This window comes from Staphylococcus sp. HMSC62A08, assembly GCF_001839105.1.
GTDB classification, from domain to species: Bacteria; Bacillota; Bacilli; order Staphylococcales; family Staphylococcaceae; genus Staphylococcus; species Staphylococcus caprae.
Genome location: NZ_KV840039.1, coordinates 74756 through 100794 on the forward strand (window position 1 = coordinate 74756; position 26039 = coordinate 100794).

The 26039-nt window shown below is 34.2% G+C and carries 18 protein-coding genes and 1 pseudogene; 17 read left to right on the forward strand and 2 right to left on the reverse strand.

The features are described 5' to 3' along the window. Positions 1–12523 (forward strand): DUF1542 domain-containing protein (locus HMPREF3264_RS06365; RefSeq protein ID WP_141764458.1); only part of this gene is annotated, 12523 nt, incomplete at its 5' end. A 68-nt stretch (positions 12524–12591) separates the two neighbouring features. On the opposite strand, the gene HMPREF3264_RS06370 is transcribed toward HMPREF3264_RS06365, so the two are convergent. Together HMPREF3264_RS06370 and HMPREF3264_RS06375 are read right to left on the reverse strand one after the other, a co-directional pair. Next, complete coding sequence (locus HMPREF3264_RS06370; RefSeq protein ID WP_070872521.1) at positions 12592–12984, reverse strand: ribonuclease HI family protein; 393 nt, start codon at positions 12982–12984, stop codon at positions 12592–12594. Positions 12985–13190: 206 nt separating this feature from the next. Further along, a complete protein-coding gene (locus tag HMPREF3264_RS06375; protein ID WP_070872524.1) occupies positions 13191–13895 on the reverse strand; it encodes a queuosine precursor transporter in 705 nt (234 codons plus the stop codon). A gap of 273 nt (positions 13896–14168) precedes the next feature. Between HMPREF3264_RS06375 and HMPREF3264_RS12425 the strand changes: the two genes are divergently transcribed. From HMPREF3264_RS12425 to HMPREF3264_RS06450, 16 genes and pseudogenes are all read left to right on the forward strand, one after another. Continuing rightward, entirely contained in the window at positions 14169–14363 is a 195-nt protein-coding gene (locus HMPREF3264_RS12425; protein WP_002442900.1) for a zinc-finger domain-containing protein, read from the forward strand. Positions 14364–14375: 12 nt separating this feature from the next. Beyond that, a complete protein-coding gene (locus HMPREF3264_RS06380) occupies positions 14376–14630 on the forward strand; it encodes a NifU N-terminal domain-containing protein (protein WP_002442899.1) in 255 nt (84 codons plus the stop codon). 32 nt (positions 14631–14662) lie between these two features. After that, positions 14663–15775 carry a conserved virulence factor C family protein gene (locus HMPREF3264_RS06385; protein ID WP_070872527.1) on the forward strand — a complete coding sequence of 371 codons (1113 nt, stop codon included), beginning with the start codon at positions 14663–14665 and terminating at the stop codon, positions 15773–15775. 19 nt (positions 15776–15794) lie between these two features. Continuing rightward, positions 15795–16232, forward strand: a complete 438-nt coding sequence (gene brxA, locus HMPREF3264_RS06390) for a bacilliredoxin BrxA (RefSeq protein WP_002442896.1) — start codon at positions 15795–15797, stop codon at positions 16230–16232. Positions 16233–16418: 186 nt separating this feature from the next. Further along, positions 16419–17375: a thymidylate synthase gene (locus tag HMPREF3264_RS06395; protein ID WP_070872529.1), complete on the forward strand. Its 957-nt coding sequence runs from the start codon at positions 16419–16421 to the stop codon at positions 17373–17375. A gap of 51 nt (positions 17376–17426) precedes the next feature. Then, positions 17427–17912 carry a dihydrofolate reductase gene (locus HMPREF3264_RS06400; protein WP_002442893.1) on the forward strand — a complete coding sequence of 162 codons (486 nt, stop codon included), beginning with the start codon at positions 17427–17429 and terminating at the stop codon, positions 17910–17912. A gap of 10 nt (positions 17913–17922) precedes the next feature. Further along, positions 17923–18764: pseudogene (locus HMPREF3264_RS06405) on the forward strand (DegV family protein). A gap of 117 nt (positions 18765–18881) precedes the next feature. Then, a complete protein-coding gene (msrA, locus tag HMPREF3264_RS06410) occupies positions 18882–19409 on the forward strand; it encodes a peptide-methionine (S)-S-oxide reductase MsrA (RefSeq protein ID WP_070872531.1) in 528 nt (175 codons plus the stop codon). Next, positions 19402–19830, forward strand: a complete 429-nt coding sequence (gene msrB / locus HMPREF3264_RS06415; RefSeq protein WP_070872533.1) for a peptide-methionine (R)-S-oxide reductase MsrB — start codon at positions 19402–19404, stop codon at positions 19828–19830. Before msrA ends, msrB begins: the two co-directional genes overlap by 8 nt. A 14-nt stretch (positions 19831–19844) precedes the next feature. Then, entirely contained in the window at positions 19845–20345 is a 501-nt protein-coding gene (locus tag HMPREF3264_RS06420) for a PTS sugar transporter subunit IIA (RefSeq protein ID WP_070872534.1), read from the forward strand. Next, complete coding sequence (locus HMPREF3264_RS06425) at positions 20345–20569, forward strand: YozE family protein (RefSeq protein WP_070872536.1); 225 nt, start codon at positions 20345–20347, stop codon at positions 20567–20569. The genes HMPREF3264_RS06420 and HMPREF3264_RS06425 overlap by 1 nt, the downstream gene beginning before the upstream one ends. A gap of 203 nt (positions 20570–20772) precedes the next feature. Then, positions 20773–22353, forward strand: coding sequence for a S41 family peptidase (locus tag HMPREF3264_RS06430; protein WP_256323964.1), 1581 nt, complete (start codon positions 20773–20775; stop codon positions 22351–22353). A gap of 231 nt (positions 22354–22584) precedes the next feature. Further along, a complete protein-coding gene (locus tag HMPREF3264_RS06435; RefSeq protein WP_070872539.1) occupies positions 22585–23088 on the forward strand; it encodes a GNAT family N-acetyltransferase in 504 nt (167 codons plus the stop codon). Between the two features lie 18 nt (positions 23089–23106). Beyond that, positions 23107–24180 (forward strand): undecaprenyldiphospho-muramoylpentapeptide beta-N-acetylglucosaminyltransferase, encoded by a 1074-nt coding sequence (locus HMPREF3264_RS06440; RefSeq protein WP_070872541.1) that lies wholly within the window; start codon positions 23107–23109, stop codon positions 24178–24180. A 12-nt stretch (positions 24181–24192) separates the two neighbouring features. Further along, positions 24193–24807 (forward strand): phosphatase PAP2 family protein, encoded by a 615-nt coding sequence (locus HMPREF3264_RS06445; RefSeq protein ID WP_070872543.1) that lies wholly within the window; start codon positions 24193–24195, stop codon positions 24805–24807. A 351-nt stretch (positions 24808–25158) separates the two neighbouring features. Next, on the forward strand, positions 25159–26039 hold an 881-nt coding region (locus HMPREF3264_RS06450; RefSeq protein WP_070872545.1), incomplete at its 3' end, for an ABC transporter ATP-binding protein.

Here is a 26039-nt window from a genome sequence, read left to right on the forward strand (position 1 = left end):
AGAGAAAGACCAAGCTAAGCAAACAATTGCTCAATTACAAAACTTGAATAATTCTCAAAAAGGCTTGGAAGATACTATGATTGATGGCGAGTCAACGCGTACTCAAGTACAACATGATTTGGCCGAAGCTCAAGCTTTAGACGGTTTAATGGGAGCATTAAAAGAAAGCATAAAAGATCATTCGACAGTTACTGGTAATGGAAATTACATCAATGCTGATCAAGCTAAAAAACAAGCCTATGATAATGCGGTTCAAAACGCTCAAAATATTATAAACGGAACAAACCAACCAACTATAAATAAAGGCAATGTATCTAACGCAACTCAATCAGTGAAAGCTACAAAAGATGCTTTAGATGGGGATCATAGATTAGAAGAAGCGAAAAATCATGCTAACCAAGAGATTACGAACTTACAAAACTTGAATAATGCTCAAAAAGAAGCTGAGAAAAATGCGGTTAACACTTCACCAACACTCGAACAAGTTCAACAAAACTTACAAACTGCACAAAATTTAGATAGTGCGATGGGCGCTTTAAAACAAAGTATTGCTAATAAAGATCAAGTAAAATCTGAAAGTAAATATCTCAACGAAGACCCAACTATAAAAGCTAACTATGACAATGCAGTTCAACGTGCCGAAAGCATTATTAACGCAACTCATGACCCTGAATTAAATAAAGCTAACATTGAACAAGCAACACAAGCTGTTCAACAAGCCGAACAAGCACTTCACGGTGTTGAAAAATTAACTCATGATAAAACAACTGCATCAAACGAATTAGACGGTTTAACGAACTTAACTGATGCGCAACGTGAAAAGTTAAAAGAACAAATTAACAATTCTACTAGTCGCGATGATATCAAACAAAAAATTGAACAAGCTAAACAACTTAATAATTTAATGGATCAACTTAAACAACAAGTTGGTCACAAAGACGACGTTCATTCAAATAGTAATTATTTCAATGAAGATCCCGATAAGAAAAAAGCTTATGATGATGCGATTAAACGTGCAGAAGAGATCATTAAAAATTCAACTGATCCTAATTTGAATCCACAAGATATCACAAATGCACTTAATCAAATTAAACAAGCAAAAGATAATCTTCACGGTGATGATTTGCTTCAACATCAAAAAGATACTTCAAACCAATCAATTGATAACTTAAATCATCTTAACCAACCTCAAAAAGATGCATTAAAACAAGCTATCAATGGCGCTACAACAAGAGAACAAGTAGCAGAAAAATTAAAAGAAGCACAAGCACTTGATGAAGCAATGAAACAACTTGAAAACCAAGTAAGTAAAGATCCTTCAATTACTTCAGGAAGTCCATTTGTCAATGAAGATACTGACAAACAAAAAGCTTATAATGATGCAGTTCAAGCAGCTAAAGATTTAATAAATCAAACTTCTAATCTTACTTTAGACAAACAAAAGGTAGAAGAAGCACTACAAAAAATTCAAAATGCTGTAAACGAATTAAAAGGTGAGCAAAAATTAACTCAATCTAAACAAGATGCGAATGATCAACTCACTCACCTTAACAATCTGACTGATGAGCAAAAGGCACATTTCAAACCATTAATCGATAATGCCCAAACTAGAGGAGAAGTAGACAAACAAATCGCTTTAGCTAAACAATTAAATGATGATATGGGTACCGTTAAAGGACAAATCTCATACAAAGATAAAGTTCATCAATCAAGTGATTATATAAATGCTGATCCAGCTAAAAAAGAAGCTTTCGATAACGCTATCAAAGAAGCAGAAGATTTACTTCATAATAATCCTGGAATATTAGACCATAATGCGCTTCAAAACATCATTAATAAAATTGAAGAAGCTCAAAATGCGTTAAATGGACAAGCGAAATTTGACCAAGCACAAAAAGAAGCTCTAAAAGAACTAGGTAATTTAAATAGTCTAAATGCACCTCAACGTGAAACAGTTAAAACGAATATCAATCAAGCAACTACATTAGATGGATTAGCTCAAGAATTACAAAAAGCCAAAGATCTTAATAACGCTATGAAAGCGATGAGAGATAGCATTGCTAACCAAGAACAAGTTCGTCAAGGTAGTAATTATACAAATGAGGATCATGCGCAACAGCAAGCATATGATGATGCAGTAAATAACATCAATCGTATTATTACAGAATCTAATGCTACGATGGATCCTCAAGCAATCAATCAGGCTACTCAAACTTTAAATAGCGCGAAACAAGGTTTACACGGTGATCAAAAACTTCAAGACGATAAAAATAATGCGAAACAAGAAATTGACAACTTAACTGGTTTAACAAATGCTCAAAAACAAACGCTTAATGACGCTATCAACCAGTTGACCAATAGACCTGATGTAAAACGAAAATTAAATGAAGCTAAGTATCTAAACGGCAAAATGGAAGAGTTAAAAGCTATTGTGGCGAAAGCTCCTTCAGTTAGACAAAATAGCAATTATATCAATGAAGATTCTGCTGAAAAAGAAGCTTATGATAATGCAATTAATAAAGGTCAAACAGTTATTGATGCAACGAACAATCCAACTATGGATTCAATTGCTATCAGTAAAATCATTCAAGAAATAAATAGTGCTGAACAAGGTCTCAACGGAGCTCAGAAACTTAGACAAGATCAAGCAGATGCTATCAACAAAGTTTATGGTTTAGATACTCTGAACCCAGCACAAAAATCTAAAGAAGTACAAGATATACAAGCTGCTACAACTAGACCTGCTGTCACTCAACAATTGGAAGATGCGAAAGCCTTAAATCAGGCTATGGAACAACTTAAACAAAGTATTGCTGATAAGAATGAAACGCTAAACTCTAGCAATTATATTAATGAAGATCCTGAGAAAAAATTGGCTTACGATAATGCACTAAGCAAAGCAGAGCAACTACTAAATCAACAAAACGATCCAACAATGGATAAAAATGAGATCAATGCTGCAACTCAGAAAGTTAAAGAAGCCAAAGACGCACTTCATGGCGCTGAGAAATTAGCTCAAAATCAAACTGAGTCTAATGCTACTGTTAATCAATTACCAAACTTAAACGATAAACAAAAACAAGCTTTAAATGACTTAATTAACAGCGCGCCTAACAAACAAAAAGTTGCCGAAATCATTGCACAAGCAAATGAACTCAATAATGCAATGCAGAAACTAAAAGATTTAGTAGAAGAGCAACCTCATGTTCATCAACAAAGCAATTACTCTAATGAAGACCCTAATGTTCAAACTGTTTATGATAATGCGATTCAAAATGGTCAAAATATTATTGATGGAACAACAGGCGAACCTTTAAATAAAAATCAAATCGATAATGCAATTCAAAATATCGAACTTGCTAAAGGCGATCTTCACGGAGAACAAAAATTACAACATGCTCAACAAGATGCGAATAATGAAATTGATCATCTTTCAAATCTAAATAATGCCCAAAGACAAGGCGAACATAACGAAATCAACACTGCACCATCAAGAACTGAAGTAGCCAACGATTTAAATAATGCTAAAGCGCTAAACGAAGCAATGCGTCAATTAGAAAGCGAAGTTAACCATGCAAATAATATTAAACAATCAAGTGACTTCATTAATGAAGATGAAGGCCCACAAAATGCATACAATAACGCACTTCAAAAAGCGAAAGATATTATCAATGCAGTACCAGATGGTACTTTAGATAAAGCTAGAATTGAACAAGCATTAACAGAATTACAGCATGCAAGAGAAGCTTTACACGGAGAACAAAAACTTCAAGAAGCAAAAGATCAAGCCAACGCTCAAATTGACGGATTAAATGCGCTAAACTCTGGTCAAACTCTTGCAGAGAAAGACTTAGTCAACCAAGCTAAGACTAAACCTGCAGTTCAAGAAGCACTTGAAAAAGCTAAAGAACTCAATGAGGCGATGAAAGCATTAAGATCAGAAATTGCTAAAAATGATCAAGTTAAAGGCGAAAGTAAATACATTAACGCTGATAATAATAAGCAATCAACGTATGATAGTGCACTTAATCGCGGTTCACAAATCATCACAACAACTCAACCGCCAGAACTTGATAAAGACGCAATTAATAGAGCAACTCAAGCTATTACCAACGCTGAAAATGAGTTAAACGGTCAAGCTAAATTAACAGAAGCAATTTCTAACGGTAAGCAAGAAGTTGATGACTTACATGGCTTAACACAAGCTCAAAAAGACAAAGAACATGAATTAATCAATCAAGCACCAACTAAAGCACAAGTAGCAGAAATCATTAATAATGCTAAACAATTAGATAATGCTATGAATCAATTACAACAAGCCATAAATAACGTAAATCCAACCAAACAAAGTGGTAATTATATCAACGAAGATCCTGCCCAAAAAGAAGCGTACGACCAAGCAATTCAAAAAGCTAAAGATCTAATCAATAAACAACCACCTACAATGGATAAACACGAAATTGATCATGCATTAGATAATATTAACCAAGCTCAAAATAACTTGAATGGTAATAAGAAACTATTCAATGAACAAAATGAAAAAACAGATCAATTAGCAAATCTTAATAGCCTTACAAACGGTCAACACGATGCATTAGTTAATAACATTTTCGATGCGCCAACGAGAGACGAAGTTGCACAACGCTTTGAAAAAGCTGAACAATTAAATAACACGATGAAAGCATTGAGAGATGCTATCAAAGATAATCAACAAGTGCTTCAAAGCAGTAATTATAAAAATGAAGACCCTGCTCAACAAAATGCTTACAATCAAGCAGTAGCTAAGGCTTTAGATATTATCAATGATAGACCTACGCCAACTTTATCAAATGAAACTGTTCAAAAAGTTGTGGATGAAGTGACTCAAGCGAAACAAAACTTACGTGGCGAACAAAAACTGGCAGACGATAAAGCAAATGCAGAAAGAACATTGAATCAATTAACGCATCTCAATCCTGCACAACGTGAAGACTTAGAAAATCAAATTCACAATGCGACGATTCGACCAGAAGTTCAAGATGCAGTTAAATTAGCTAACCAGCTTAATGATGCAATGAAGAAATTAAAAGATGCGCTTGATGGTAATGAAACACTTAAACAATCTAGTGATTACATTAATGAAGATACAAATGAAAAAGGCAACTACGATCACAATGTTGAAAAAGGTAAAGAAATAGTTGACCAACAAACAAACCCAACGATGTCACCAAGCTATATTAATGAAATTACAGATAAAATTAATAACGCTAAAAACGATTTACATGGTTCTCAAAAACTAGAAAAAGATAAACAACAAGCAACTGAAAATATCAATCAAATGACAGGTTTAAATCAAGCTCAAAAAGATCAATTAAATAAAGAAATCCAACAAGCTCAAACTAGACCTGACGTTGAACGTGTCATCAATAAAGCAAAACCATTAAATCAATCAATGGAGAATTTACGTCAAAGCATTAAAGATGTGGATAATGTAAAACAAACAAGTAATTACATTAATGAAACTCCAAGCGTTCAAAACAATTACACTAGCGCTGTAGATCAAGCGAAAGAAATCATTGATCAAACGTCTAACCCAACGATGAATCCATTAGATATTAATCGTGCTATATCTAAGGTTCAAACAACCAAAGATGATCTTCATGGCGAACGTAAACTCGACAATGATAAACATACGCAAACGTATGCAGTTAATCATTTAGATCACCTTAACCAAGCGCAAAAAGAGGCTTTAGCACATGAAATAAATCAAGCAACTACCGTCACTGATGTAGATAATATCTACAACAAAGCTAAAGCGTTAGATGATGAAATGAAGAAACTTAAAGACATCGTTGCACAACAAAATAGCGTAAGACAATCAAGCAACTATATCAACGAGGATAGCGCTCCTCAACAAGCATATAATGACGCTATTAACGATGCACAAGCTATCATTGATCAAACGACTAATCCAACAATGTCTCACGCCGAAATTGAAAATGCGATTAATAAAATAAAAGAAAAAGTTGCAGCATTAGATGGAGAACATAAATTACAACAAGCGAAAGAAAATGCAAATAACCTCATCGATAGCTTAAATAATTTAAATACACCACAGAAAAATGCTGAAAAAGCACTCATCAATAATGCAAAAACAAGAGACAAAGTGACTGAACAAACTCAAGTGGCACAAGAGCTCAATAATGCAATGGGCGGTTTAAGAAACAGCATTCAAGATCAAGAATCTGTGAGACAAGATAGTAAATATGTCAATGAAAATTACGACAAACAACAAGCATATAATAGTGCTGTACGTGATGCAGAAACTGTCATCAATGAACAAACTGCTACATTAAACAAAGATACAATTACTCAGTTAACTCAAGCTGTTAACAAAGCCAAAGATGCATTAAACGGTGTTGAATTGCTCAATGCAGATAAACAAGCTGCACAACAATCACTACCTACATTGAGTCATTTAAATCAAGCGCAACAAGAAGCTTTCAATACTCAAATTAACAATGCACATACACGCTCTGAAGTTCAGCAAATCATTGGTCAGGCTCAAAACCTAAATAATGCGATGAAATCATTAGAAGATAGCATCCAAGATAAAGACCAAGTGAAAAAATCTAGTAACTATATCAACGAAGATCCTAATGAACAACAGGCTTACGATAATGCAGTGACTCAAATTGAGAATATTCTTCACCAAACATCTCAACCAACAATGTCCGTTGATGATATTAAAAATGCGATCAATCATATCAAAAACGCTAAAGACCAACTTGCAGGACAAAGTAAACTTGATAATGCAAAAGATCAAGCAGATAAAGAATTAAGTAAGCTTGTCGATTTAACTTCATACCAAAGCAGTAACGTAGGAAATCAAATTTACACTGCTAAGACAAGAACTGAAGTTGCTCAAGCATTAGAAAAAGCAAAAACTTTAAATGATGCGATGAAAGCTCTAAATGACGTATATAAACAAACATCTAAAGTCATCCATAGCAGTCAATTCATTAATGAAGATCAACCAGAGAAAGATGCATACAAACAAGCGATTAAAGATGTTGAGGCAGTCATTTATAAACAAACAAATCCAGAAATGGATCCGACAGTTATAAATAATTTGACTCACCAACTTGAAAATGCACAAAACAATCTCCATGGTGATCAAAAACTTGCCCAAGCAAAACAAAATGCTGCCGACACAATAAATGGTTTAACACATTTAAATGAAGCTCAACGCGAAGCAATCATTAACCAAAATACAAACGCAACAACTCGTGAACAAGTGAAGAAAAACTTAGATAATGCGCAAGCACTCGATCAAGCAATGGCATCACTGGATAATGTAGTTGCAAATAAAAACAACGTTTTAAATAGTAGTAAATATTTAAACGAGGATCCTAAGTACCAACAACCTTATGATCAAACGATTGCGGCTGCCGAACAGTTAGTCAACCAAACTACTAACCCAACACTCGACCCTAATCAAGTTGACATCATTAAGAATAGAGTACTCACTGCTGAAGATAATTTACATGGAGTTAAAAAGTTAGACTCTGATAAAGCTATGGCGAAATATGACATTGCTGACATGAAAAATCTTAATGACGCTCAAAAACAAGCAATCACTCAATCAATTAATAACGCGACATTAAGAACAGAAGTTAAACAACTTCTACAACAGGCTAAAGATCTTAACTCAGTAATGAAAGACCTAAAAGACAAAACGAAACAAACTGAGGCTGATAAAACTTCACCAAACTATACTGAGGCTTCAGATGATAGAAAAGAAGCGCTAAATCAAGCACTCGCTGATGCACAAGCAATGATTGATAAAGCACACGGATCAAATGCTACGCATGACCAAGTTCAACAAGTTCTAGACAAGCTTACTCAAGCGAATCAAAATCTCAATGGTAATCAACGTGTAGCTGAAGCTAAAACTGATGCAAATAACACAATCGATCAACTTAAATATTTAAATCCGAGCCAACAACAAACTGCCAAAGATAATGTAGAACAGGCAACAAAACTTGCCGAAATTATTACAGCTAAAGCCAATGCTCAAGTATTAAATAAATCAATGGGTCAATTACAACAATTTATCAATGATGCTCAATCAGTTGAAAACAGCGATAATTACAGACAAGCAGACGATAGTAAAATTTCAGCTTATGACGATGCTCTAGAACAAGCTCAAGCTATAGTTCAAAAGAACGAAACGGAAGATGAAGTTAAACAAGCAATTCATCAAATAAGTCAAGCTAAAAATAACTTAAATGGTATTGCAAGACTCGATGAAGCTAGACCTAAAGCATTAGATTATATAAACTCGCTTGATAAAATAAATAATGCTCAAAAAGCTGCCTTAATCGATAAGGTTAACCAATCACACGACCTTATAGAAATAAATCATTTCGTTGATGATGGAACAAACTTAAACGATATAATGCATGATTTAGCACAAGCAATCATCGATAATTACGCACCAACAAAAGCGAGCATTAACTACATTAATGCCGATAGCCAACTTAAAGATAACTTTAATCAAGCGATCAATAACGCTCGTGACGTACTTAATAAAGCTAAAGGTCAAAATCTAAACTTTGAAACAGTAGATTCACTTAAAGATGCTATTTCAGAGGCGAAAGATGCGCTTAATGGTATAGAACGACTCAAAGCTGCTAAAGCTAAAGCGGACAAATTCATCGAAAGTCTCGCACATATCAATCAAGCTCAACTCGCACATGCACTCAAAGAAATCGCTAATTCAGATACATTAACGAAATTAGCTCGCATCGTCGATAAAGCAAATGTTTTAGATGAAGCTATGCAAGCACTGAAAGACGAAATCACTCGGAATGCAGCTCCTGTTCAATCTAGCTTAAATTACATTAATGCTGACGAGGATCTCAAAGATCAATTCGACCATGCATTAAGTAATGCTAGAAAAGCGCTCGCCAAAGCTACAGGTAAAAACTTAGATGAAACTGAAATTGAAGGGCTTAAACAAGCGATTGAAGATACTAAAGATACACTTAACGGGGAACAACGTTTGGCTGAGGCTAAAGCGAAAGGTCAACAGTACCTACAAACTTTAACTCATTTAAATGATGCGCAACGTAATATTGCTGAAAATGAAATAAAAACATCAGAAGACCTCACTTCATTAGCTGAGACAATTTCAAACACTACTAACTTAGATGAAGCAATGAAAGATTTACATGAAACATTAGTAAATAATGCTACACCTGTCCATGCGAGTGTTAATTATGTCAATGCTGACGATGATTTAAAACAACAATTTGACACAGCACTTCAACAAGCTAGAAATACGCTTGCTAAAGCTACAGGCGAACCAGCTTCAATCGATGAAGTTCGTGGACTTTCACAAACAATTGAAGACACTAAAGATGCACTAAATGGGGAACAACGTCTAGCTGAGGCTAAAGTTAAAGCTGAAAAGGTACTAAAAACATTTAAAGACCTAAATAATGCGCAACGCGAAAGCTCTATGTCTCAAATGAAAGCTACAGATAATTTACAAGATTTAACACAAATTGTTGCTACAGCTTCTGATTTAAATGATGCTATGGGAGATTTAAGAGATAAATTAAAATCTACAGTTAATCCGGTTAAAGCAAGCATCAATTATCAAAATGCTGACTATAACTTGAAACGTCAATTTAACAAATCAGTTAAAGATGCAAGAGAAGCGCTAAGTAAAACAAAAGGCGAAAATCTTAACGAAAGAGATATACAAGGCTTATCACAAGCGATTGATGACACGAAACAAGCTTTAAACGGTGAACAACGTCTAACTGAAGCTAAAACAAAAGCGGACAAATTCATTAAACAACTTGATGCGCTAAATGATGCGCAAACTGACGCTTTAACTCATGATGTTAATGCTTCTGACAACATTAAAGATATTACTCAGGTTGTTAATGACGCTTCAGATTTAAATGAAGCTATGAAGACTTTACAAGATACTGTAAATCAACTAGATCAACCTACAAAGGACAGTATCAATTATCAAAATGCTGACGAAGACTTAAAATTACAATTCGATCATGCTATACAAGTCGCTCATGATGTACTGAACAAAAAAGATGGTTCTAACTTAGATATCGATATCATCAATGGAATGACTCAGGCAATTCAAGATGCTAAGGAAGCTCTAAACGGTGAACAACGTCTTAACGATGCTCAAACTAAAGCGCACAAAGCCATTGACGATACACTCAAACATCAACTTGATGAAATTAACAAAGCAAATGCGACTGACGAGTCTAAAGCACAAGCTAAGAAAGTAGCTGAAGATGCAGCTAAAGAAGCGCATACAAATATTGATCATGCAAATTCTAACAAAGCTGTTCAATCTGCTAAAAATGACGGCACAATAGCTATTAACAATTCGCATGCTGATGAATTACCTAAAGCTAAAATTGATGCGAATAATGAAATTGATCAAAAAGTAAAAGATATTTTAAATAATATAGATCAAAATCCTAATTTAACTGCTAAAGAAAAAGACAAACTTAAAGCTGATTTAGAACATACAGTTAACGACATCAAAAAACGTATTGAACAAGCAACTGATAAACAAACGATTGCAGACGAAAAAGCTAAAGTCGATCAATTGCTTAAAGATACACAAGCAATCATCACTGCAAAAGAACAAGCGAAACAAGCAATTAAAGCGTTAGCACAACACAAACGTGACGCTATCAAAAACAATCCTGACTTAACAGATGTTCAAAAGGCACACGCACTCGCAGAAATTGATAAAGCAGAGCAAGAGGCACTTAAACAAATTGAACAAGCAAATTCTGTCGATAATATTAAACAAACCAAAGATGACGGTCTCAATAACATTGCTCAAATCACAATTTGGGATACTGACCAAGCACCATTAACACTTCATCGACCAGAGTTAAGCCTACAAGATGCACTCGTCACAGGAAATGTTGTTGTCCATAGAGATGAAACGATTACGATGAATGACATTAAACACGCATTAACTTTAACTGACGATCTCAAAGTGAAAATCATTTCACTACCAAATACTGATAAAGTTGCCAATGATTTAACTGCAAAAGTTGAAATTACACTTGCCAATGGTTCACAAGTGATTGTCGATGTTCCAGTAAATGTAATCGAAAAAGAACTTCAAGTTGCTAAAAATGAAGCATCTCAACAAATCAACCAAGTTACACAACAAAAACTTGATGAAATTGATAAAGATCAATCATTAACTGAAAAACAAAAAGAACAAGCAAAAGCGGAAGTTCAAAAACTTAAAGAACAGGCACTTAACAACATCAATCAGTCTACAACCGTAGCAGATGTTGAGAAAATCCAACAAAAAGATAAAGATGACATTCACCATTTTGATTCTAAACAATTTATTTTAGACAAAGCTAAAAAAGACAATAAAGCTAATGTTCAGAAAGCAACTGAAGAAGGCGTTAAAGAAATTAAACACATTACAGATTTAACACCAGATGAACAAGCGAAGTTTGCAAAACAATTACAAGAACTTCAAACTAAAGTGAATGATAAGATTAAAAATGCTAAAGATTTAGATGAATTAAAACAAATCATCAAAGATTTCAATACACAACGTGATCAAATCATTGCTCAAGCTCATTTGTTAGGTGAAAAACATAAAGCAGATCGCAAATTAGATAATGTTGTAAATAATAGAACACAACAAATCTTAGACAATATGTCTGCTACCCAATACCAAAAACAATTAGCTATTAGTCGCATCAAACAAATTCAACTTGATACAATGAATGCAATTCACGAAGCTAAAACAATTGCAGAAGTTCAAGAAGCTTTATTAAATGGTATTCGACGTATCTTAGCTGTAGGATTTGATAATTCATTCGATTCTATATCTAATCAAACAAATGCGCTATCTCATAGAAATCTGTTTGATGTTAGATTGAAAGACCAAGATGTACAAAGCCATATTGGTCAAACTGAAACTTATAAAGAAGTATTAAATGGTGCCGGCGTTGAACCAGGTAAGAAAAAACATAAAGAAGATGGACCTAAACATGTTAATCATCATGATGATAGTTTCATCGACAGAATGATCGATGATTTCGGTAAAGCTGTAGGATTTATTACTCTAACTGGTTTACTTTCTGGATTCTGGTTAGTATTTGCTAAAAGACGTAAAAATGAAGAAGAGGAAGAAAAACTTAGAGATAACAAAGATCATCAAATTTCCGATTCTAAAAAAGCAACGCCACTCATAGTAGCTAAACGTAAAAAAGATAAAAATGATGAAACACAAATAGACGAAGATGATAAAAAGGGCATTCCTGTTGCAAAACGCAAAAAAGACAACCAACAGGAAAATAAGGAAGTAAAGCAACAAATAAATAAAAAAGTTCAAACTTCACAACCTAAATCCAAATCTTCTTCACGCACTGCATCCAAAAGCAAAACGACGAAAAAAGCTACAAACCAAGTTACAAAAAAAGGGGCAAAAAATAAAAAACGCTCAAAAAAATAAAACTAAATAACAGAAAGACATATAAAAACAGGTTATAGGGAGTCGTTCCTATAGCCTGTTTTTTATGCTTATTTAGTTAATTTATATAACGCTTGTTGTGCATATTGATTCGCTTCTTTATTTTGATCTCTAGGCACCCACTTAACAAACATTAACTCAAAACTTTGCTCTAAAATTTCCATATTATCAAAATAAGGCTTAAATTTAGCATTTTTAACGCGACCACTATTCACGCTATCCTCAATTAATTTAGAATCTGTATAAAGTAAGGCATTAATAACATTTAATTCTCTAGCATGTTCCAGCGCATGCAACATCGCTGCCCATTCTGCACTGTGATTATCCATTTCTCCTAAATCATGGGTGAAAACATGTCGTTCGGATTCTTCTTTAACAACGATTGCGCATGCACTTCGTCCTGGATTACCTTTCGTTGCAGCATCAAAATATATTTTTGCCATCTCGTTTACACCTTCATTCTATGAATTTATTTTTATTGTAGCAAATCTTCAATTGATAGAGTCAAAAGATAATCATTAAAGCCACACGAAATTTAGCACCATCATGATATGTAAGTATTATCTTTCGCACACGCTCTGTTTCTCTTTTTAATTTTAAAAAATAAAAAACTGTCGACTAAGTTATAAAACAAAGCCAACAGTTATATTTAATAGCCTTTATCAAGTTTTTGAATCTTACCTTTGCGATAGAAAGATTTAGCAATGTATCCAAACGGTACATTGAATATAGTTGAAATAAGTTTTAATAGGTAAGTAGTTATAAATATTTCGAATACTGCCATGCCAGGTAATGTACCGGCAAATGCAATAATAACAAATAATGCTGTATCAATAATCGAACTTAACATTGTACTTCCGTAAGCTCTGATGATAAACGTTTTATCTGAACTAAATATCTTTTTAATCAGTGAAAAGATAAATACATCAACATGTTGACCAATGATATACGCAACAATAGAACCTAGAGCAATTCTTGGAACTAAATCAAATATTGTCTTAAGCGCACCCTGCGCAGTATCTTCAGGTGCTGGAACAAAGCGTAATGACATTTGCATAACAATAATCATCACTAATGTTGATGAAAATCCTAACCATACAGCACGTTTAGCAACTTTTCTACCATAAATATCATTTAAAATATCAGTTGCTAAATATATGGAAGCGAACATGACATTCCCAAGTGTCGCTGAAATTCCGAATATATGAATCGTTTTAATAACTTGAATGTTGGCTATAATCGTTCCCATTGCGACCCAAGCAATTAAACCGTGTTTCCCAAAACATCGATACATGAGAACCATTAAGATAAATGTAACAATAAATGAAGCTACACCAAAAATTTCATTAAACATCTTACTTCCTCCTAAATTTTGTTAAAGCGGGTGTTTAGAAACCGCAAAAAAACAACTTACTTAGTTTACTCGAAATATAAAAAATATGCAATAGGGTAACAAAAAATTACAAAATACAAACTTCTATGCTTTCATATGAACCCTATCTAAATTTCGTTTCAAAACGACCGATTAAATACGAATTGATTATTTCAAATTACCACACTTTCAATGCTATAATACAACCATGCAAAATATGTGATGAATCATTTAAAAAGTTTATAGCTAAAGGAAGTGGAAGCTATACTCACTTATTCAGAACAAAAAGCGATTAATAAAATCGATCGACTAATGAACACTTATTGCTATCAATGTCCCTTAAAGTCTCATAATAGAAAGACTGAAGGTAAGACACAGGCACATCATTTTTGCATTAATGAGTGTTCAGTAGGTAAACAAATTAAACAAATCGGGAACGAGCTACAATAGGAGGACATCTTTATGGAAATCGTAGCAATTTCAGAAACACCTAATCACAATACAATGAAAATTTCTTTAAGCGAACCACGCCAAGATAATTCATCAACAACATATACTTCTGCGAAAGAAGGCCAACCAGATTTCATCAATCGACTATTTGAAATTGACGGCGTTAAATCCATCTTTTATGTGATGGACTTCATCTCAGTTGATAAAGAAGATGACGCAAATTGGGATGATTTACTACCGCAAATTCAAGACGCTTTCAACGAATAATAGTTTGTTTTAATCAAAAGGGGGCCATACAGATGGAAATTGTTCGTGTAGAGCCTACGCCCAGTCCCAACACAATGAAAATTGTATTATCTGAAAAACGTGAAGATAATCAATCGAACACCTATACTGAAGTACAAAATCATCAGCCACAATTTATTAATGATTTACTTCAATTAGAAGGTGTAAAATCCATTTTTTACGTGATGGATTTTTTAGCAATAGATAAACAACCTAAAGCAGATTGGGAAAGTGTACTACCGCAAATTACATCTACACTCAACAACGAGTCTAATTTAGAACAGGAAACTCAACCAGATGAACATTATGGTGAAGTTCATGCAGAAGTATTGATGTTTAAAGGGATTCCTTATCAAATCAAACTCACAACTGGTAAAGAAGAGAAACGTCAACAGTTGCCAGAAATTTATATCGATAAAATGTTAGAAGCTCAAAAAGACAATGATAATGTCGTTTTCTTAAGAAAGTGGGAAGATTTCGGTATTAGATACGGGGATTTATCAGAAGTGATGGATGATGTGTATGAAGAAGTGATTGCACTTTATCCTGAAGAGCGATTAAATGAACTCGTAAAAGTTGCACTTGAAACTGACATTGTCGTACCTGAACAACATTACCAACACGTGACATTAGATGAATATAATAAAGCTGAAGATTGGAAATCTCGTTTAAGAATGCTTAAATCCTTTCCAACGCCAACATTTGATGACATACCTTTATTAGAAACTGCTTTAAACGAAGATAAAATCCCTTTAAGACGTGAGGCAATCGTTCTATTAGGTATGATAGAGGATGAAGATATTTTACCTTATATTTATCGAGGACTTCATGATAAAAGTCCAGCCGTACGCCGAACAGCAGGCGACTGCTTAAGTGACTTAGGTTTCAAAGCAGCTTTACCCGAAATGGAGAAAGCACTTGATGATCCACAAAAAATTGTCAGATGGCGTGCTGCTATGTTTATATTTGATGAAGGAAATGAAAATCAATTATCTTCTCTTAAAGCTCATGCAGACGATCCTGCATACGAAGTTAAATTACAAATTGAAATGGCAATTTCTAGAATTGAAAATGGTGATGAAGCACTAGGCTCAGTCTGGAAACAAATCGCCAATCGCGAAAGATAATGCATTAAGGAGTGTTTATATGAACGGTTACGAATCTTATATGAGAGAATTAGCTCAGCAAATGCGTGCAGAGCTCACTGAAAATGGATTTAAAAGCTTAGAAACAAGCGATGACGTCCAACAATATATGAAAGATGTAAACGAAGACGAAACAACTTTCGTTGTGATTAATTCAACATGTGGCTGTGCTGCAGGATTAGCTAGACCAGCTGCCGTAGCAGTCGCAGAACAAAATGAAGCCAAACCAACACATAAAGTGACGGTTTTTGCTGGACAAGATAAAGAAGCCACACAAACTATGCGTGATTACATCCAACAAGTACCTTCAAGTCCATCTTATGCTTTATTTAAAGGTCAAAACTTAGTTCACTTCATTCCACGTGAACATATAGAAGGTCGCGACATCAACGATATTGCCATGGACTTAAAAGACGCTTTTGATGATCATTGCCAATAAATGAAATCCATTATACCGAGTACACATGTGATAGCTGTGTAGCTCGGTTTTTTTATACAAAATAGGAAATTTGTAATCTTAAATGGCTCTCCCTATAAACAGTTAACGTTTTCTAGTATAATATTCAGTAATATCATTTATCATAATTCATTTTAAAAACGTTATTCACATAAAGGAGCTGTACACATGCATAATCCATTCGATGAAGCATATCATAGCTTATGCGAAGAAGTATTAGAAATAGGAAACCAACGTGATGATCGTACACATACAGGTACAATTTCTAAATTCGGACATCAACTCAGATTTGACCTTTCAAAGGGGTTTCCATTACTCACAACTAAGAAGGTTTCATTCAAATTAATAGCCACTGAATTGTTATGGTTTATTAAAGGTGATACAAACATTCAATATTTACTTAAATATAATAATAATATTTGGAATGAATGGGCCTTTGAAAATTATATTCAATCCGACGACTATCTAGGACCAGATATGACGGACTTTGGTCATCGTTCTCAACAAGATCCTGAATTTAATGAACTGTATAAGGAAGAAATGAAAAAATTTAAACAACGTATACTGAATGATGACGATTTCGCACGTCAATATGGTGATTTAGGTAATGTATACGGTAAACAATGGAGAGATTGGGAAGACAAAGACGGTCGTCATTTTGACCAACTTAAAACAGTGATCGATCAAATTAAGACAAATCCTAATTCTCGACGTCATATTGTGTCTGCTTGGAATCCTACAGAAATCGATACAATGGCCTTACCACCATGTCATACAATGTTTCAGTTTTACGTGCAAGATGGTAAGTTAAGTTGTCAGTTATACCAACGTAGTGCAGATATTTTCTTAGGCGTACCATTTAATATTGCAAGCTATGCCTTACTTACGCATTTAATTGCGAAAGAATGTCATCTTGAAGTAGGAGAATTCATTCATACGTTCGGTGATGCACATATTTATTCTAATCATATTGATGCAATTGAGACGCAACTCGCACGAGAAAGTTATCAAGCACCGACACTGAAGATTAATACAGACAAATCTATTTTCGATATTAATTATGAAGATTTAGAAGTCGTTGATTATGAATCCCATCCTGCGATCAAAGCGCCTATTGCAGTTTAATTTTACTAACAATGATTCACTAGCAATTCATAATGAGAAAGGGGGAGGACGATGACTTTATCAATCCTCGTCGCACATGATAAACAAAGAGTTATCGGTTACAAGAACCAATTACCTTGGCACTTACCAAGTGATTTGAAACATGTTAAAAAGTTATCAACAGGGCATACTCTAGTTATGGGAAGAAAAACATTTGATTCAATCGGCAAACCTTTACCTAATAGACGTAATGTTGTACTTACGAATAACCCATCATTTCAACATGAAGGTGTAGATGTCATTCACTCAATTGATGATATTTATAACCTTCCTGGCCAAGTTTTTATATTCGGTGGACAAACACTTTTTGAGGAAATGATAGATAAAGTAGATGATATGTACATCACAGTCGTCGATGGAAAGTTCCAAGGCGACACATTCTTCCCACCTTATACTTTCGAAGAATGGGAAGTCGATTCTTCCGTCGAAGGTCAGTTAGATGACAAAAATACGATTCCGCATACGTTTTTACATTTAGTGCGAAGAAGTAACCAATAGGAGGGGAATTATGACTAAACAAATTATTGTCACAGACTCAACCTCTGACTTACCACACGAGTATTTGTCTGAACACAACATTCATGTCATACCATTAAGCATTACAGTTAACGGCAAGGCTTATACAGACCAAGTCGATATTACCTCTAAGGAATATATTGAATATATAGAAGCAGATGCTGACGTCAAGACAAGTCAACCTCCTATTGGTAGATTTATCGAGAAATACGAAGAACTCGCCAAAGAAGATGTTGAGGTCATTAGTATCCATATGTCATCAGGTTTAAGTGGCACTTTCAATACAGCTCTTCAAGCGAGCCACATGGTCGAAGGTAGTAACATCACTGTTATCGATTCGAAATCCATCTCCTATGGCTTAGGTTATCAAATTCAGCATATTGTTGATTTAATTGAAAAGGGTACACCAACATCTGACATCATCGAAAGCGTCACACAACTACGTGAAAATATCCAATTATTTGTTGTCATTGGTCAACTCAATCAATTAATTAAAGGTGGACGCATTAGTAAAACAAAAGGTTTAATTGGTAATATCATGAAAATTAAACCTATTGGTACATTAAACGATGGTAGATTAGAACTTGTTCATAATTCCAGAACACAAAATTCAAGCGTTCAATACTTGAAAAAGGAAGTTACAGAATTCACTAAAATCATCGAATTAAATCAATAGGGATACCACATGCCAATGTTATAGAATTCGTGGATAAAGTTAAAAAATCATTCAGTGAAGCATTTCATTTTAATCAATTCGACGTTAACGTCACTACTCCTGTCATTTCGACGCATACAGGACAAGGTGCCATTGGACTCATCGTTTTAAGAGATTAATCCCTTGTGAGACCCTTAACGCTCCAACTTAGATATACAATGTTGAGTAAAACACTTTAAATTCAATGACGTATAGCGTAAATTATTAAAAAAGAGACAACATAAGGAGGTAATATAATGGCATATGCAACATTAGCAGGAGGTTGTTTCTGGTGTATGGTTAAACCATTTTCATCTTATCCAGGAATAAAATCTGTCGTTTCAGGATACAGTGGTGGCCATGTCGAGAACCCAACATACGAACAAGTATGTACAAATCAAACGGGGCATGTCGAAGCCGTACAAATCGAATACGATTCTGAAATTACTTCCTTTGAAAATATACTAGATGTGTGTTTCAAAACTTTTGATCCTACTGACGATGGTGGACAATTCTTTGATAGAGGGGAAAGTTATCAACCTGTCATCTTTTATCATGATGAAGAACAGAAAAAGGCAGCAGAGTTAAAGAAACAACAAATTAATGAGCAAGGCATTTTTAATAAACCTGTCATCACACCGATTAAACCATATAAAAACTTTTACCCTGCTGAAGCGTATCATCAAGATTATTATAAGAAAAATCCTATGCATTACGAACAATACCAACGTGGATCTGGCAGAAAGGCATTTATAGAATCACATTGGGGGTCACAAAATGATTAAAAAAAGCAAAGATGAATTGAATGATATGGAGTATCTTGTTACTCAAGAAAACGGTACAGAACCTCCATTTCAAAACGAGTATTGGAATCACTTTGATAAAGGCATTTATGTCGATAAGTTATCAGGCAAACCTTTATTTACATCAGAAGAGAAATTTGAATCCAATTGTGGTTGGCCAAGTTTCTCTAAAGCTTTAGACGATGATGAAATTGTTGAACTTGTCGATAAATCTTTTGGTATGATTAGAACTGAAGTACGTTCCGAAGATGCGAATAGCCATTTAGGACACGTATTTAATGATGGTCCTAAAGAAACTGGCGAATTACGTTATTGTATCAACTCAGCTGCTATCCAATTTATTCCATATGAGAAGTTAGAAGAACTTGGATACGGTGATTTAATTCCACACTTTGAAAAATAGGAGTGAACAACTATATGTTTAAGAAATTATTTGGTAAAGGCAAAGAAGTAAATAAGAATATTAAAATTTATGCACCTTTAACAGGTGAATATGTCAAAATTGAAGACATTCCAGACCCTGTCTTCGCACAAAAAATGATGGGCGAAGGTTTCGGCATTAACCCTACAGAGGGAGAAGTCGTGTCACCGATTGAAGGTAAAGTCGATAACGTATTCCCTACAAAGCACGCTGTCGGTTTAAAGGCAGATAATGGTTTAGAATTATTAGTTCATATCGGTTTAGACACTGTTCAACTCGACGGAGAAGGCTTTAAAGTGCTTGTTGAAAGTGGAGATACAGTCAATGTAGGCGATCCACTTATCCGTTTTGATTTAGAATATATTAAAAATAATGCTAAATCTATAATTTCACCAATCATTATTACAAACTCAGATCAAACAGAATCACTACATTTAGAAGATGTAGAAGCAGTAGTTAAAGGTGAAACAGAAGTCATTGATGTGACTGTAAGCTAATGGTTAAAAATTACTCATTCTATCAATTTGTAATGACTGTTCGAGGACGTAAAGACGACAAAGGCAAATTGGCTGAACAAATATTCGATGATCTCGCGTTTCCGATACATGAAGATGACTTTAATGTACTTTCTGAGTACATTGAAACGCAAAGCGAATTTACTGTGCCTATGTCTGTTTTTGACGATTTATACGAAGAATATACTGAATGGTTAAAATTTTAACACGCAACAAATGAATGATTAAGCTATGGCGGGAGTGGATTGATGAATTCAACTTTTAGTATTGAATCTGATTCACTCCCACATTTGTGCTTATTTTGCGCGTCATGAGGACGTATAATTGAAATGATTGCGTTGAATCATTTAATTTTATAATTTAAGAATACGTCTTCCGACTCATGAATCTTAACTTCAGTTATTGAATAATGGTAATGACGCCATCTATTACACTTCATTTTCTGAAAATGAAGTTCTACAAATTACATAGAGTAAACGTTAAATTTAGCAAATATAAGGGATGTGATATAGTGAGTGAATATTTAGGACACAACGTAGAATCACACCATGGTGATGGAAACAATTCGTCGCCTCACGGTAAAAACAAACAAGTGAAACTAAAATTATGGCAACTCATATTACTACTTCTGGCAGTCATTATATTAACAGCTGGAATAACCGTTGCAGCGACAATATTAATTAGCCATAAAGTAAGCGGCCTTACCAAAGATCAACGTGCCGACTTAAAAAAGATAGAATATGTATATAAAACTTTAAATAAAGACTATTACAAGAAACAAAGTTCAGATAAATTGACACAATCAGCAATTGATGGAATGGTCAAGGAATTAAAAGATCCTTATTCAGAATACATGACAGCAGATGAAACAAAGCAATTTAATGAGGGTGTGTCAGGAGATTTCGTCGGTATAGGCGCTGAAATGCAGAAGAAGAATGATCAAATTAGTATTACTAGCCCTATGAAAGACTCGCCAGCTGAAAAAGCAGGCATTCGCCCTAAAGACGTGGTAACCAAAGTGAATGGTAAATCCGTTGTAGGCAAACCTCTCGATGAAGTCGTTAAATTAGTGAGAGGTAAAAAAGGTACAACCGTTACTTTAACAATTAAACGTGGTTCTCAAGAAAAAGACATTAAAATCAAACGTGGTACGATTCATGTTAAAAGTGTTGAATATGAGAAAAAAGGTAACGTTGGCGTAATGACGATTAATAAATTCCAAAGTAACACGTCAGGAGAGTTAAAATCTGCAATTATTAAAGCGCATAAACAAGGTGTACGTAAAATCGTACTAGATTTACGTAACAATCCTGGTGGTTTACTTGATGAAGCAGTCAAAATGGCTAACATTTTCATAGATAAAGGCAAAACTGTAGTACAACTGGAAAAAGGTGACGACAAAGAGCAGCTTAAGACTTCTAACGATGCTTTGAAACAAGCCAAAGATATGGACGTGTCAATCTTAGTTAATGAAGGTTCGGCAAGTGCATCTGAAGTATTTACAGGTGCGATGAAAGATTATCATAAAGCAAAAGTCTATGGCTCAAAAACATTTGGTAAAGGAATTGTTCAAACAACTCGTGAATTCGATGATGGTTCATTACTGAAATACACAGAAATGAAATGGTTAACACCAGATGATCATTATATTCATGGTAAAGGAATTCAACCAGATGTGAAGATACCAACACCTAAATATCAATCTCTTAACGTGATTCCAAATAATAAGACATATCAGTTGGGTGACGACAATAAAAATGTTAAAACTATGAAAATAGGACTGACTGCTTTAGGTTATAAAGTAGATAATGAGTCCAATAAATTTGATTCAGATTTAGAATCTGCAATTAAATCATTCCAACAAGACAATCATCTAGATGTTACTGGTCAATTTGATAAAAAGACAAACGACAAATTCACCCAAGAATTAGTTGAAAAGTCCAACAAACACGATACAGTATTAGACAAATTACTAGATAAGCTAAAATAGAATTTATATTACTTTGTGAAAAGTGACTGACGCAATCGTAGTACTGAGCGGACTGGGACAAAGGTATAATTTTGTAGAATTATTTTCATTGTCCCAGTCTTATGCGATTGCAAAATGCAAAAGACTTTTCTGAAAATTGTAAGTTTAAAATACGCCTCATTTGTTAAATTATATAAGAAATGAGGCGTTTCATTTTTATTCACTATTTTAAAAAAGAGGTGTTTTGGTAAGATGATCAGATTAGCAACTAAAAAAGATTTACCTGTTATTGAGCAACTTGTTGATGAAGCTAAAGAAAAAATGAAAGAATTCAATCATAATCAGTGGGATGATAAATATCCTGTAACTGAACACTTTGAAGAAGACATTGATACCGAAACACTTTACGTATTAGATGTAGACGATAAAATTTGTGGATTTATTGTTATCGACCAAAATCAATCAGAGTGGTATGATGACATTGAATGGCCAGTAAATCGAGAAGGTGCATATGTGATTCATCGATTAGCTGGATCTAAAGATTATAAAGGGGCTGCGACGGCACTTTTCCAATTTGCAGTCGAATTAACAGAAGAACATGGGATACATGTGATTCTCACAGACACATTTGCGTTAAATAAACCCGCTCAAAATCTATTTGAGAAATTTGGTTTTACAAAAGTAGGCGAAGCTGAAATTGATTACCATCCATTTAATAGAGGAGCACCATTTTACGCTTATTATAAAAACATATAAGAATAGAGGTTGTCATTTATGTCTAAAATTGCATTTACCGGTGGCGGAACAGTAGGGCACGTTTCAGTGAATCTAAGTCTTATTCCCACTGCTATAGAAAAGGGACACGAAGCGTTTTATATCGGGTCTAAACAAGGGATTGAAAGAGAAATGATTGAGTCTCAACTCCCAGATATAAAATATTATCCGATTTCTAGTGGTAAATTGCGTCGCTATTTATCATTTGAAAATGCGAAAGATGTTTTCAAAGTATTGAAAGGAATCTTAGACGCACGTAAAATACTCAAAAAACAAAAGCCTGATTTACTATTCTCTAAGGGTGGTTTCGTCAGCGTTCCAGTTGTCATCGCTGCGCGCTCATTAAATATCCCAACCATTATCCATGAATCAGATTTAACACCAGGTTTAGCCAATAAAATTGCACTAAAATTTGCTAAGAAAATTTATACAACGTTTGAAGATACACTTAACTATCTTCCGAAAGAAAAAGCTGATTTCGTAGGTGCAACTGTTCGAGAAGATTTAAAACAAGGTAACAAAGATCGCGGTTATCAATTAACTGGCTTCAACTCTAATAAGAAAGTTTTACTTGTCATGGGTGGAAGTCTTGGAAGTAAAAAACTTAATGAAACAATCCGCGAAAATTTAGAATCTTTACTTCACGAATATCAAATTATTCATTTAACTGGTAAAGGTTTAGTCGATGATTCTATTAATAAAGAGGGCTACGTTCAATATGAATTTGTTACAGATGACTTAACCGATTTACTTGCTATTACAGATACGGTAGTAAGTCGTGCAGGCGCAAATGCGATTTATGAGTTCTTAACTTTAAGAATACCTATGCTATTAATACCATTAGGTTTAGATCAATCTCGTGGAGACCAAATTGATAACGCTAAGAACTTTGAATCTAAAGGTTACGGTCGTCACATACTTGAAGATAAACTCACTCAAGTTGGGTTAATACAAGAATTAAATGATATAGAATCCAATCGCGAAGCTATTATTAATCAAATGAAAACATATAAAGAAAGTTACACGAAAGAAGATTTATTTGATAAAATTGTACATGATGCATTAAACAAGTAGGAGGCACCAGGCATGAATCGTTGGACACGCATTTCGTTACTCATTGTCTTTACACTTATATTCGGGATTATCGCCTTTTTCCATGAATCGCGTCTTGGAAAGTGGATTGATAATGAAGTGTATGAATTTATTTATTCGTCAGAAAGTTTTATCACCACATCTATTATGCTTGGTGCAACAAAACTAGGTGAAGTGTGGGCAATGTTATGTTTATCTCTTACATTAGTCGCATATCTAATGCTTAAACGCTATCAAATCGAGACATTGTTTTTCGTCATTGCAATGGGATTATCAAGTGTACTTAATCCTGTTTTGAAAAATATCTTCGATAGAGAACGTCCAACACTCTTACGTTTAATTGATATTTCAGGATTTAGCTTTCCAAGCGGCCATGCAATGGGCGCAACCTCTTACTTCGGTAGCGCTATATATGTAATTAACCGTCATGATTCTGGTATCTCTAAAGGTGTGTTAATCGGTTTGTGCGCGCTTTTCATTTTATTAATTTCAACTTCTAGAGTGTATTTAGGCGTTCATTATCCTACAGATATTATTGCCGGCATTATTGGCGGTGCCTTCTGCATTGTTTTATCAACGTTAATATTGAAGAAACAACTCGCCGTATAAATAAGCGCGATTGGAATTTTAAATTAAATAGCAGTTGACCTAACCACTGAAATGATTGTGATTCAACAATGATTTTAGTGGTTTATTTAATATATTTAAATCGGTCGTTTTTGAATAAATACGATTTGTAATCTCAATATTAATAATATTTATCTTATATTAATTTCTTTGTTTTCATTTTTGTTAATAAAAGACTGAAAATGTTGTTCTATAAACGTTTTTAGTCTTTTTATTTTTGGAAATTTACAAACAAAAAATTTTGATTTACGAAAACTTAAATTTGAAAAAAGTTTACTTTAATAGTGATTACTTATACTGAACTTGTGATTAAATCTTCAAAGGAGCAAAGACATGATACAAATCAAGGATTTAAACAAAGTTTACGACAATGGTAGTCACGCAGTTAAAGATTTCAATCTAGATATTGAGGACAATGAATTTGTAGTATTTGTAGGACCTTCGGGATGTGGGAAATCAACAACGTTACGTATGATTGCAGGACTTGAAGATGTGAGCAAGGGAACAATTAGTATCAACGATAAAGTGATCAACGATCTACAACCTAAAGATCGTAATATTGCTATGGTCTTTCAAAACTATGCCTTATATCCACATATGACAGTTTATAAAAATTTAGCTTTCGGCTTAAAAATGCGAGGAATCAAGAAGAAAATTTACGACGAAAAAATTCAACATGCAGCTCAAATATTAGAAATTGAAAACCTTCTCGACCGCAAACCTAAAGCTTTATCTGGGGGACAACGTCAACGTGTGGCACTTGGGCGCGCTATCGTCAGAGAAGCTCAAATCTTTCTCATGGATGAACCACTTTCTAATTTAGATGCTAAATTACGAAGTAATATGAGAAGTGTAATCATAAAAATACATAAACAAATGAAAGCAACGACGATTTACGTGACACACGACCAAACTGAAGCTATGACAATGGCATCACGTATTGTCATTTTAAATCAAGGTGAAATACAACAAATTGGTACACCTGAAGAAATTTATCGTCATCCTGTCAATGAATTTGTTGCCACTTTCATTGGTAGCCCATCAATGAATATGATTCCAATGACCTATCACTTAGATGCTTGGTACTTCGATGGACAAAAAGTGGCTGATGCTTCATCACTTCAGCTTGCATCGCATGCACAATACAGACTTGGTATACGACCTGAAGACTTACATCTTGTTGAGGATAACGAAATAAGTCATTATCCAATCCA